10 protein-coding genes are annotated in these 11874 nt (G+C 65.8%); 6 read left to right on the plus strand and 4 right to left on the minus strand.

Annotated elements, in window-relative coordinates; all coding sequences use genetic code 11:
- Positions 1-77: 77 nt before the first annotated feature.
- The 4 genes from B2527_RS09805 to tsaD form a co-directional block, all read right to left on the minus strand.
- A complete protein-coding gene (locus tag B2527_RS09805) occupies positions 78-2252 on the minus strand; it encodes a glycoside hydrolase family 3 N-terminal domain-containing protein (RefSeq protein WP_293708862.1) in 2175 nt (724 codons plus the stop codon).
- Positions 2253-2853: 601 nt separating this feature from the next.
- The gene (locus B2527_RS09810) at positions 2854-4107 is read right to left on the minus strand and encodes a mechanosensitive ion channel family protein (protein WP_293708864.1); all 1254 of its coding nucleotides are present in this window, start codon (positions 4105-4107) and stop codon (positions 2854-2856) included.
- Between the two features lie 114 nt (positions 4108-4221).
- A complete protein-coding gene (gene folB / locus B2527_RS09815; RefSeq protein ID WP_293711319.1) occupies positions 4222-4578 on the minus strand; it encodes a dihydroneopterin aldolase in 357 nt (118 codons plus the stop codon).
- A gap of 81 nt (positions 4579-4659) precedes the next feature.
- Positions 4660-5691: a tRNA (adenosine(37)-N6)-threonylcarbamoyltransferase complex transferase subunit TsaD gene (gene tsaD / locus B2527_RS09820; RefSeq protein ID WP_293708866.1), complete on the minus strand. Its 1032-nt coding sequence runs from the start codon at positions 5689-5691 to the stop codon at positions 4660-4662.
- A 127-nt stretch (positions 5692-5818) separates the two neighbouring features.
- Between tsaD and rpsU the strand changes: the two genes are divergently transcribed.
- The 6 genes from rpsU (at position 5819) to B2527_RS09850 (ending at position 11711) form a co-directional block, all read left to right on the plus strand.
- Entirely contained in the window at positions 5819-6034 is a 216-nt protein-coding gene (gene rpsU, locus B2527_RS09825) for a 30S ribosomal protein S21 (RefSeq protein WP_002808376.1), read from the plus strand.
- Between the two features lie 143 nt (positions 6035-6177).
- Positions 6178-6624: a GatB/YqeY domain-containing protein gene (locus tag B2527_RS09830; protein WP_293711304.1), complete on the plus strand. Its 447-nt coding sequence runs from the start codon at positions 6178-6180 to the stop codon at positions 6622-6624.
- Positions 6625-7226: 602 nt separating this feature from the next.
- The gene (locus B2527_RS09835) at positions 7227-8129 is read left to right on the plus strand and encodes a YihY/virulence factor BrkB family protein (RefSeq protein WP_293711307.1); all 903 of its coding nucleotides are present in this window, start codon (positions 7227-7229) and stop codon (positions 8127-8129) included.
- A 312-nt stretch (positions 8130-8441) separates the two neighbouring features.
- A complete protein-coding gene (dnaG, locus tag B2527_RS09840; protein ID WP_293711310.1) occupies positions 8442-10193 on the plus strand; it encodes a DNA primase in 1752 nt (583 codons plus the stop codon).
- Positions 10194-10214: 21 nt separating this feature from the next.
- A complete protein-coding gene (locus B2527_RS09845; RefSeq protein ID WP_293711313.1) occupies positions 10215-10706 on the plus strand; it encodes a fused DSP-PTPase phosphatase/NAD kinase-like protein in 492 nt (163 codons plus the stop codon).
- Between the two features lie 18 nt (positions 10707-10724).
- Positions 10725-11711 carry a bile acid:sodium symporter family protein gene (locus B2527_RS09850; RefSeq protein ID WP_293711316.1) on the plus strand — a complete coding sequence of 329 codons (987 nt, stop codon included), beginning with the start codon at positions 10725-10727 and terminating at the stop codon, positions 11709-11711.
- Positions 11712-11874 lie beyond the last annotated feature (163 nt).

Below are 11874 nucleotides of genomic sequence, written 5' to 3' on the forward strand. Positions count from 1 at the left end.
GGGGAGGGCTGGGGAGGGGCCGTCTTTCGCTGGTAAAGCCTCTGCCGAGCATGGCTCTGCACTACATTGGATCCGGGTCAGGGGCCGAGCAACTCAAAGCTGACCGCCTCGCCACTCACCGACGAGGCACACACCCAGATATCAAACAGACCGGGTTCGGCGCGGTATTCACCGTCCACGCCGGTGAATGCCAGCTGCTGGCGATCCAGGCGGAATTCCACTTCCGTCGATTCACCCGCAGCCAGCGCGATCTTGCGGAACGCCTTCAACTCACGCACCGGTCGCACCCGGCTGGCGACGCGATCATGCACGTACAACTGCACCACCTCCTCACCGGCCACCGCGCTGACATTGCGCACGCTGGTGCGGATCAGCAGCTCGCCATCCCAATCCAGTTGCGGGGCGCTCAAACGCGGTGACGCATATGCGAAGCGCGCATACCCCAGGCCATGACCGAACGCGTACAGCGCCGCATTCGGCACCTCACGCCAGCGCGATTTGAACTCCGACATGCCCGGCAGTTCCGGGCGCCCGCTACGCGGATGGTTGTAGAAATACGGCTGCTGGCCCGAGGCCTGTGGAAAGCTGACCGGCAGGCGCGCCGAAGGGCTGTAGTCGCCGAACAGGATATCGGCCAATGCATGACCGTTCTGCGTGCCCAGATACCAAGTGACCGCGATGGCCTGCGCCTCGCGTACCGCCCCCTGCAGGGCCAGCGCGCGGCCGTTGCGCAACAGCACCACCATCGGCGTGCCGGTTGCGGCCACCGCCTCGGCCAAGGCCTGCTGTGCGGGCGGCAAGGTAATCTCCACCCGCGACTGTGCTTCACCGCTGTAACGCTGCGGTTCGCCCACGGCCAGCACCACCACGTCGGCAAGCCGTGCGGCAGCGACAGCAGCTTCGATGCCGCCCTCCACGGGCGCCTCCAGCGCACAGCCCGCCACAACATCCAGTGCCGCGGCATCGCCAATGGCTGCGCGCATACCGTTTTCCAGAGTGACATAGCGCGACTTGTCGCCGAACAGGGTCCAGCAACCTTCGATGTTGTCACGGTCCTGCACGAACGGGCCGATCAGCGCGATCTTCTGCCCCTGCTTCTTCAAGGGCAGCAGGTCGCCGTCATTCTTCAGTAGTACCACCGAGCGGCGCGCGGCATCGCGTGCCAGCGCATCGTGCTCGGCGATATGCGATTGATCCGCCTCGCGTGCGGGGTCCAGGGAGCGGTACGGGTTGTCGAACAGGCCGATGGCCTGCTTCAGGCGCAGGATGCGCCGCACCGATTCGTCCAGCACGGCCATCGGCACCTCGCCGGCATGCACCAGCCCGGCCAGGTGCTGGTCGTAGAAGCCGCTCTGCATGCTCAGGTCGAGCCCGGCCAGGAAGGCCTTGCGGGTGGCATCGACTTCATCGGCGGCGTAGCCGTGGGCGATCAGCTCCATGTCCGCGGTGTAATCGGATACCACCACGCCCTCGAATTTCCATTCGCTGCGCAGCAGATCGGTCAACAACGCGCGGTTGGCGCTGGCGGGCACACCATTGATGTCGTTGAAGGCGCTCATCAGCGACAGCGCGCCGGCATCCAGCGCGGCCTTGAACGGCGGCAGGTGCACATCGCGCAGGGTCTGCGGCGAGATGTCCACCTGGGCGTACTCCATGCCTGCCGCAACCGCGCCATAGGCGGCGAAATGCTTGGGCGTGGCCAGCAGCGCATCCTCGGCGGTCAGGTCCTCGCCCTGGAAACCACGCACGCGCGCCGCGGCAAATTCGCAGCCCAGCACCACGTCCTCGCCGGCGCCCTCGGCACCCCGGCCCCAACGCTGGTCGCGGGCGATGTCCACCGCCGGTGCGTAGGTCCAGTGGATGCCGGCAGCGGTGGCCTCTACTGCCGTGGCGCGGGCGGTGCGGCGAGCCAACTCGGGCTCGAAGCTGGCAGCCTCGCCCAGCGGAATCGGGAACACCGTGCGCATGCCGTGGATAACGTCCGAGGCAAGGATCACCGGGATGCCCAGGCGGCTTTCTTCCAGCGCCACCTGCTGGATGCGCCGGCCCAACTCGGCACCGACGCCGTTGAACAATGAGCCGACCCGGCCTGCGCGTACCTGTTCCAGCACCTGCTCGGCATTGCGTACGTTGGCTTCCGGGTTCACGTCAGGCGCGAACGGGCGGACCATGTCGGCAAACACGCTGAGCTGGCCGACTTTTTCGTCGACGGTCATGCGGGAAATCAGGGATTCAATGCGGTCGGGGAACACCGGCTGGCCTTCATGGAAACGCTTTCAAGCCGGTGATTCTAGCGCCATGGATGTTAAGCCGCTGGGGCTGGAGGCTTGCTGGGCAAGCCCCTGCCGAGCATGGCTCGGCACTACCGTTCTGCTCCCAGCCTTTGGCGTAGCCAAGGGGAGGGTTGGGGAGGAGTCGTTTTTCGCTGGGCAAACCCCTGCCGAGCATGGCTCGGCACTACCGCTCTGCTCCCTCCCTTTGGCGCAGCCAAGGGGAGGGTTGGGGAGGGGTTGGCCTTTCGCTGGGCAGGCCCCTGCCGAGCATGACTCGGCACTACCGTTCTGCTCCCTCCCTTTGGCCTAGCCAAGGGGAGGGCTGGGGAGGGGTCGATTTTCGCTGGGCTGGCCCCTGCCGAGCATGGCTCGGCACTACCGCTCTGCTCCCTCCCTTTGGCGCAGCCAAGGGGAGGGTTGGGGAGGGGTTGGCCTTTCGCTGGGCAGGCCTCTGCCGAGCATGGCTCGGCACTACGGTGCGGCGGTGCTTTTGCCCCTCCCCCGCTTGCGGGAGAGGGGGTGGGTGGGGTGAGGGGGCTTTTGCTGGCAAGGCCCTGCCAAGCATCGCCCTGCCCTACCCTCAGCTGCTGCGCGCCTCGTGGGCGGCCATCAGCATCGCGTCGCTGGACTCCTGGAACACCCGCAAGCCGAACTCCGGCAGGATCGCCAGCAGGTGGTCGAACACATCCGACTGGGTGCGCTCGTACTGCGCCCATGCGGTCGGCGCGAAACAGTAGATCTCCAACGGCAGACCCTGCGGCGTGGGCGCCATCTGCCGCACCAGCAAGGTCATGTCCTGCTTGATGTCCGGATGGCTGCGCAGGTAGCGCTCCACGTAGACGCGGAAGGTGCCCAGGTTGGTCATGCGGCGCGCATTGACCGGCTCGGGGTGTTCCTCGGCCACCTTGGCATTCCACTGCCCCAGCTCCTGCTGCTTGGCCTGCAGGTAGTCATCGAGCAGACCGAAATGACCCAGCCGCTCCAGCGCCGGTGCATCCAGGAAACGCACGCTGTGCTGGTCCAGGTACAGCGAGCGCTTGATGCGCCGACCGCCCGACTCCTGCATGCCGCGCCAGTTGCGGAACGACTCGGTCACCAGCTTCTTGGTGGGGATTGTGGTGATGGTGTTGTCGAAGTTGCGCACCGTCACCGTGTGCAGGGCGATGTCGGTCACATCACCATCGGCGTTCTGGCTCGGCATCTCGATCCAGTCACCGATGCGCACGCGGCCATCGCCACTGATCTGCACACTGGCTACCAGTGACAGAATCGTGTCCTGGAAGATCAGCATGAACACCGCCGTGGCCGCACCCAGGCCGGTGACCAGATGCAGCAGCTCCACCCCGACCAGGATCGCAACGATCGACAGGCCTGCGAACACGAACACGATGATCTTGACGACCTGCAGATAGCCCTTGATCGGCTTGTTACGTGCATCGGCACGGCGCTCATAGAAGTCGTTGAAGGCGTCCAGCGCATGCGATACCGCCATGGCGATGGTCAGCACCGTCCAAGCGTGGCACAGCGCCTTCAACGTGTTTACCAGGCCCGGCGGCAACTCCGGCACGATGCTCAGGCCCGACGCGATCACCACCGACGGCACGATATTGGCCAGCCGCGCGATCACCCGCAGCGGCTGCCGTGCATTGTGATCGGGGCCGGAGAAGCGCTCGATCATCGAACGCAGGCCGCGCAGCAGGATGCGCTTGGTGACGAAGTTGGCCAACCATGCCACCAGCAGCAACGCTGCCAGTACCACCGCCGGGTAGGCCATCGGATAAGGCGCCAGCATGTTTTCCAGCTGATCCAGCCAACGGATTCCCATTACCGCCATCGTTCAATCTTCCTTACCGTGTAATGCAGAAACAGCCTGCCCGTCCCCTGTTACGGGCGTCATCGGACAGCAGAGGGTGGCCGCGCGGAGACAGGCGCGGCCGGCAGGCACCGCTCAGGCGGCGCGACTGCGCTCGATGATCACCCCAACCGCGCGCGCACCGCGTACCGCACCCGGCTTGCTCAGCTTCAGGCGCAGCCATTGCACGTTGAATTCGTCCAGCACGATCTGCGCGCAGCGCTCGGCCAGCGTTTCCACCAGACCGAAATCGGAGGCGCGCACGAATTCCATCAAGCGCTTGCTGACCGCCTTGTAGTTCAGCGTATCGACGATATCGTCGCTGGCGGCCGGCTTGCGGTTGTCAAAGCCCATTTCCAGATCAAACACCAGGGTCTGGCGGATGCGCCGTTCCCAGTCGTAGATGCCGATCAGGGCATCGATCTCCAGCCCTTCGATGAATACCTTGTCCATTGCATCCGTCGTATTGAATGAATGCGACATGGTAACGGCCCCAGCCTGAGCCTGCCGTGGACAGGCACGGCAGGCCGGCGCTCAGCCCTGCAGCGGCGGCAGCGTGGCCATGTCCCAGCGCGGCGTCACCTTGACCTCGGCCGGGCTGTGCTGGCCGGCTTGGAGGCGCAAGGCACCGGCGAAGGCGATCATCGCGCCGTTGTCGGTGCACAGCGCCGGGCGCGGGAAGCAGACCCGGCCCCCGCGCCGCTGTGCGGCCTCGTGCAGCTTGGCGCGCAGGCGCTTGTTGGCGCCCACGCCGCCGGCCACCACCAGCACATCGCAGCCGGCCGCATCCAGCGCGCGCTCGCACTTGATGGCCAGCGTGTCCACCACCGCATCCTCGAAGCCACGGGCGATATCGGCGCGGGTCTGCTCGCTCTGGTCGCTGTCGCGCCAGGCCAGCAGCACTTGGGTCTTCAAACCGGAGAAGCTGAAATCCAGGCCCGGGCGATCGGTCATCGGGCGGGCGAACTTGTAACGTCCCGGGGTGCCGATTTCGGCCAGGCGCGCCAGCTGCGGGCCGCCGGGGTACGGCAGGCCCATCATCTTGGCGGTCTTGTCGAAGGCCTCACCGGCGGCATCGTCGAGGGTTTCACCCAGCAGCCGGTACTTGCCGATGGCATCCACCGCGATCAGCTGGGTATGCCCACCGGACACCAGCAAGGCCACGAACGGCGGCTCCGGCGGGTCGTCCTCCATCAGCGGCGCCAGCAGATGGCCTTCCATATGGTGGACAGCGATGGCCGGCACATCCAGGCCCCAGGCCAGCGAACGGGCCACGCCGGCGCCGACCAGCAGCGCGCCAACCAGGCCCGGGCCAGCGGTATAGGCCACGCCCTCGATCTCGGAGATGGCGATGCCGGCCTCGTCCAGGGTCTGGCGGATCAGCGGCAGGGTCTTGCGCACGTGGTCGCGGCTGGCCAGCTCGGGCACCACCCCGCCGTATTCGGCATGCAGCGCAATCTGGCTGTAGACGGCGTGCGCACGCAGCGCGGCCGCCCCGGAAAGGGAGGTGTCGTAGACGGCTACGCCCGTCTCATCGCAGGATGATTCAATGCCGAGGACTTTCATGGGGTGTATTGTGGACCTGTCTGTCGCCCCCGCCAAATCCCAGGGGGTTGCGCCTGTGCTCAAAGGGACTATAATGCGCGGCTCACCGGGTGTGACCCGGTTTTACTACTGAGTCCCCGGAGATTCCATGCCCAGCGTTAAAGTCCGCGAGAACGAGCCCTTTGAGTTTGCTCTTCGCCGCTTCAAGCGCACTTGCGAAAAGGCCGGCGTACTGGCCGAGACCCGCAAGCGCGAGTTCTACGAAAAGCCGACCCAGGAACGCAAGCGCAAGGCTGCTGCTGCCGTGAAGCGCCAGCTGCGTCGTTCCTCGCGCGACGTCACCAAGCGTCAGCGCCTGTACTGATCGTACGCAACTCCTGAACGGGGGGCTCCGGCCTTCCGTACTGGAGTGAAAGCCGGCACGCGCAAGCGTAGCCGGCTTTTTGCGTTCCAGACGTCAGCACTACTGGCGTTCTACCCCCTATTCCCGACCCAAAGAGGTGCTCCATGAGCCTGAAGCAACAGCTGACCGAAGACATGAAGGCCGCCATGAAGGGCGGCGACAAGCACTCGCTGGGCGTGATCCGCCTGATCAATGCCGCCATCAAGCAGCGCGAAGTGGACGAGCGCATCGAGCTGGACGATGCCGCCGTGATCGCCGTGCTGGACAAGATGGTCAAGCAGCGCAAGGACTCGGTCACCCAGTACGAAGCGGCCAACCGTGAAGACCTGGCGGCGGTCGAGCGCGACGAGATCGTGGTGATCGAGCGCTACGTGCCGGCCAAGATGGGCGAAGCCGAGATCCAGGCGGCGATTGCCGCCGCCAAGGCCGAGACCGGTGCCAGCAGCGCCGCCGACATCGGCAAGCTGATGGGCGTGCTCAAGCCCAAGCTGGCCGGCCAGGCCGACATGGGCCTGGTGTCCAAGCTGGTCAAGCAGGCCCTGGCCGGCTGATCCTGGCTGCCAAGGCTGCAAGCCACAAGGCCCGCCAAGTGCGGGCCTTGTTGTTTCCGCCCTTCTGCCCCGCCCCTGTAGAGCGCAGCCATGCTGCGCTGGGGCATTACCGGAACACCGTCCCGGGAAGCGGCTGATGTCGCGGGGCAGGTGGCAGCAGGGCTGCGATCACAAGCAGTCCGCTGAGCAGCAAGAACAACGGCCAAAGCCTGCCCCCATCCGCCCTGCGGGCACCTTCCCCCGCAGGCGGGAGAAGGGAATAGCTGGAGCTGGAGCTGGAGCTGGAGCCAAAGCCAAAGCCAAAGCCAAAGCCAAAGCCAAAGCCCAAGCCCAAGCCCAAGCCCAAGGCCAAGCCACTGCCACTGCCACTGCCACTGCCACTGCCACTGCCACTGCCACTGCAAAAGCAAAAGCAAAAGCAAAAGCAAAAGCAAAAGCAAAGGCAAAGGCAAAGGCAAAGGCAAACGCCGAAGCCGAAGCCGAAGCCAAAGCCAAAGCCATGTTTACGGCCACGACCACCGCAGCATCCTCAGCTCCCCCATTCACCCTGACCGAAGCCCGCCTTTGCTAGAACAGACCCCTGTCTTCACGCGATCCATCTGATGCCTGCTCCCCACCCCAGTCTGCACACGTTCAAATCCCGCCTGGAGCTGCTGCAGCAGAGCCTGCCCGCCGCCCTGGTCCGCCGTTTCGTCGAAACCGACGTGATGACCCAGGCCGCCTCGCTGGCCTTCTACACCCTGCTGTCGCTGGCACCGCTGCTGGTGCTGCTGCTGTGGCTGACCGCCTCACTGTACCCACCAGCACAACAGACACTGATCGACCAGATCGGCGCACTGGCCGGCCCCAGCGTGGCCGAGGTGGCGCGCACGGTCATCACCAATGCCACCGCCCAGCCCGACCTGGGCTCGTTTGCCGGCATCTGGAGCCTGGTCCTGCTGTTCATCGGTGCCACCGTAGTGTTCGCCCAGCTGCAGGCAGCGCTGAACCTGATCTTCCGCACCGACTCCAAGCGCTTCGAGGGCATCCTTGGCTGGCTGAAGAAGCGGGTGTTCTCGGCCGGCGTGGTGCTGGCGCTGGGCTTCCTGCTGATCGTGTCGATGGTGGCCACCACCGCCCTGCAGGTGATCTTCTCGCACCTGCCTTCGGCGCTGCCGGCAGTGGGCTATATCACCACCCTGCTGCTGTACGCGCTGGGCTTTGCCTTCCTCTACCACTACCTGCCGGACCGGCCAGTGGACTGGCGCCAGGCCTTCCTCGGCGGCGTCATCACCGCAGTGCTGTTCACCCTCGGCCGCTACGCCATCGGGCTATACATCGCCAACGCGGCGCCGGGCAGCGCCTATGGCTCGATGGGCACGCTGGTGATCATGCTGGTGTGGATCTACTACGCCAGCGTGGTGTTCTTCGGCGGCGCACTGATCACGGCGGTGATCGATGAGCGGGCGTATGCGCGGCGCAAGGCGGCGGCTGAGGCCAAGGTGGATGTTGGGGCTTTGGACTGACGGCAAGAGCAGAAGCAGAAGCAACCCCTCCCCGGCCCTCCCCTTGCCTGCGGCAAGGGGAGGAAGCGAAGCCGCCCCCTCCCTTTCGCGCAGCGAAGGGGGTGAAGAAGGTCTGCTTGCGCGGCACTGCCGCGCGACCTGATGAACGACCGAAGGCTATGCCTTCGGGCCGGACGGGCCGGGGAGGGGTTGCTTCAAGCCCTTGACTGAAAACCATCACGCCCATCACCCCGCCAGCACCAGCCCAGCCTAGTACACTCCCCTTCTTCCCTTTCATCGCGCCCGCCACCCGGCGGTGCTGTTCTTTGCTGCATGGCCCGACTTCCCGACGCGTTCATTGACGACCTGCTGGCCCGCACCGACATCGTGGAAGTGGTGGGCTCACGTGTGCCGCTCAAGCGCCAGGGCAAGGAATACGCCTCGCGCTGCCCCTTCCACGACGAGCGCTCGGCCTCGTTCACGGTCTCCCCGACCAAGCAGTTCTATCACTGCTTCGGCTGTGGCGCGCACGGTACGGCGATCAGCTTCCTGATGAATTACGACCGCCTCGAGTTCCTCGATGCGGTGGATGAACTGGCCAAGCGCGTGGGCATGGAGATCCCACGCGAAACCAACGCACGCACACCCCAGCAGCAGGACGACAGCCGCGACCAGTACTCGGCGCTGGATGCCGCCACCCGCTTCTTCCAGAAGCAGTTGGAAGGCAACGACAAGGCCCGCGCCTACCTCGATGGCCGTGGCGTCGATGCCGATACCCGTGCGCGCTTCTCCATCGGCTATGCGCCGGATGGCTATAGCGCGCTGAAGGATGCGCTGGGCAAGGACGAGCGGCGCATGAAGCTGCTCGAACGCGTCGGCCTGTTCTCCAAGAACGACCGCGGCCACGTCTACGACAAGTTCCGCGACCGGGTGATGTTCCCGATCTTCGACCGCCGTGGCCGCGTCATCGCCTTCGGCGGCCGCGTCATGGCCGCCCCTGATGACGGCAGGGACGCCGGCCCCAAGTACCTCAACTCGCCGGAAACCGCGCTGTTCCACAAGGGCCGCGAACTGTACGGCCTGTGGCAGGTACGCCAGGCCAACCAGAAGATCGAACGCCTGATCGTGGTCGAAGGCTATATGGACGTGGTCAGCCTGTTCCAGTTCGGCGTCACCCAGGCGGTGGCGACGCTGGGCACGGCAACCACCCCCGACCATGCCGAGCTGCTGTTCCGCAACGCGCCCGATGTGTACTTCTGCTTCGACGGTGATGCCGCCGGCCGCCGCGCTGGCTGGCGCGCACTGGAATCGGTACTGCCGCGCATGAAGGATGGCCGCCAGGCCTTCTTCCTGTTCCTGCCCGATGGCGAGGACCCGGACACCATCGTGCGCAAGGAAGGTGCCGACGCCTTCGATGCCCGGCTGAAGCAGGGCACGCCGCTGTCGCAGTTCTTCTTCGACGAGCTCGGCCGCGAGATCAACCTCGGCACGCTGGACGGCAAGGCACGCCTGGCCGAACGGGCCAAGCCGATGCTGGCGCAGATTCCCGATGGTGCCTTCGGCGACCTGATGAAGCAGGAGCTGGCACGCCTGACCGGCATCGGCAGCACCGCCACCACGGCCGCTCCGGTCGCGCGCCCGCCCATGCGCAACAACGCCATACCGGTGCAGAAGCGCAGCCTGGTGCGCGCGGCCATCGCCATCCTGCTGCAGCAGCCGTCGCTGGCGATGAACCTGGAAGGCCACCACGCCATCAGTGGCCTGCGCCTGCCCGGCATCGAGTTGCTGGTCGAGTTGCTGAACCTGGTGCAGCAGCGCCCGGACATCAGCACCGGCGCACTGCTTGAGCACTTCAACGACCGCGAAGAGCAGGCCGCGCTGCACAAGCTGGCCGCGCAGGCGCTGCCCGGCGACGAGGCGATGTGGGCACAGGAACTGCAGGACGCGATCCTGCAGCTGGAAAAACAATTGCTGACCCAGCGTCTGGAAGAACTGCAGGCCAAGCAACGCCAGCAAGGCCTGGATGACACCGACAAGTACGAGCTGCGCGAGCTGTTGAAAGCGCGCGCCAGCTTGCGCCTGTAACCACCACCCACGGAGCAACGCATGAACATTTTCCGTCTGTCGCTGTTGCTGTCCCTGCTGCTCACCGCCCACGCCCATGCGGCGGATGCCACGCTCTACCACCCGCGCTCCGGCCTGACCACGGCCGGCCAGCCCAGCGCACAGCAGCTGCGTGATGCGGCCGCCAACGGCGTCACCACCGTCATCGACCTGCGCCGCGCCGATGAAGACCGCGGCTACGACGAGGCCGCCCTTGCCGAACAGTTGGGCCTGCGCTACGTGCGCCTGCCCATCGCCGGTGCCGGCGACATCACCGATGCCAACGCGCGCACGCTGGACCAGCTGCTCAAGCAGGACAGCGGCAAGACCCTGCTGCACTGCGCCTCATCCAACCGCGCCGGCGCGCTGCTGTCGGTGATCGATGCACGCGTCAACGGCGCCTCCACCGAGGACGCACTCCAGTTTGGCCGCGATGCTGGCATGACCTCGCTGGAGCCAGCCGCCCGGGCCTTGCTGCAAGCCCCCACGCCCTGATCAGGAGACCTTGCCGACATGACCCGCTGGTGGTCGCGACTGCGACCGGACAACTTCACCCTCGCCCTGCTCGCCACCGTCGTCCTGGCCACCGTGCTGCCGCTCAGCGGTGCCGCCGCCAAGGGCTTCGACCGCTTCACCGACATCGCCATTGCTGCACTGTTCTTCCTGCACGGTGCGCGCCTGCCGCGTGAATCCATCATCGCCGGTCTGCTGCACTGGCGCCTGCATCTCACCATCCTGGTCTGCACCTTCGTGCTGTTCCCGCTATTGGGGCTGGCAACGAAGCCGTTGGCCGGCTGGGCGCTGACGCCCGAGCTGTATATCGGCGTGCTGTTCCTGTGCGCCCTGCCCTCCACCGTGCAGTCCTCCATCGCCTTTACCTCGATCGCCGGTGGCAATGTACCGGCAGCGGTCTGTGCGGCCTCGCTGTCGAGCATCCTCGGCGTCTTCCTGACCCCGCTGCTGATGACCGTGCTGGCAGGCTCGCAGGGCGCCATGGCCAACCCACTGCATGCGGTGGGCGCGATCATGCTGCAGCTGCTGGTGCCGTTCGTGCTGGGCCATCTGCTGCGGCCATGGATAGGCCGCTGGATCGAGCGCAGGCGGCCGCTGCTGCGTTACACCGACCAGGGCACGGTGTTGCTGGTCGTTTACGCCGCCTTTGGCGAATCGGTCAGCGAAGGGCTATGGAGAAATACCCCGCCGTTGTCGCTGCTGGCCGCCGCGTTGGTCGCGGTGGTGCTGCTGGCCATCGCCATGCCCGGCATCGGCTGGCTGGCACGGCGGCTGGGCTTCAACCGCGCCGACCAGATCACCATCGTGTTCTGCGGCTCCAAGAAGAGCCTGGCCACCGGCGTGCCGATTGCCAAGGTATTGTTTGCCGGCGGCAGCCTGGGCGCGATCGTGTTGCCGATCATGATCTACCACCAGATCCAGCTGATCGTCTGCTCGGTGGTAGCCCAACGCTATGCGAAGCAGAACGCCGAAGCAGCGCAACAATAGCCAACGCAGATGTAGTGCCGAGCCATGCTCGGCAGAGGCATTACCAATAAATTCGCAGGCCCCGTAGCCGGGTAAGCACAGCGCACCCGGGGCTCTGCCCAAAAACGCATCCGCTGCCACGGACCTATCCCCATGATTGATCGTTCCCCGGGTGCGCTGCGCT

This window comes from Stenotrophomonas sp. UBA7606 (assembly GCF_002477705.1).
Lineage (GTDB): Bacteria > Pseudomonadota > Gammaproteobacteria > Xanthomonadales > Xanthomonadaceae > Stenotrophomonas.

Bases quoted from the DNA above. Each gene is read 5' to 3' on its own strand.
- rpsU (WP_002808376.1), top strand. From the start codon at position 5,819: ATGCCCAGCGTTAAAGTCCGCGAGAACGAGCCCTTTGAGTTTGCTCTT.
- folB (WP_293711319.1), bottom strand. From the start codon at position 4,578: ATGGACAAGGTATTCATCGAAGGGCTGGAGATCGATGCCCTGATCGGC.
- B2527_RS09830 (WP_293711304.1), top strand. From the start codon at position 6,178: ATGAGCCTGAAGCAACAGCTGACCGAAGACATGAAGGCCGCCATGAAG.
- B2527_RS09810 (WP_293708864.1), bottom strand. From the start codon at position 4,107: ATGGCGGTAATGGGAATCCGTTGGCTGGATCAGCTGGAAAACATGCTG.
- dnaG (WP_293711310.1), top strand. From the start codon at position 8,442: ATGGCCCGACTTCCCGACGCGTTCATTGACGACCTGCTGGCCCGCACC.
- B2527_RS09835 (WP_293711307.1), top strand. From the start codon at position 7,227: ATGCCTGCTCCCCACCCCAGTCTGCACACGTTCAAATCCCGCCTGGAG.
- B2527_RS09845 (WP_293711313.1), top strand. From the start codon at position 10,215: ATGAACATTTTCCGTCTGTCGCTGTTGCTGTCCCTGCTGCTCACCGCC.
- B2527_RS09850 (WP_293711316.1), top strand. From the start codon at position 10,725: ATGACCCGCTGGTGGTCGCGACTGCGACCGGACAACTTCACCCTCGCC.
- tsaD (WP_293708866.1), bottom strand. From the start codon at position 5,691: ATGAAAGTCCTCGGCATTGAATCATCCTGCGATGAGACGGGCGTAGCC.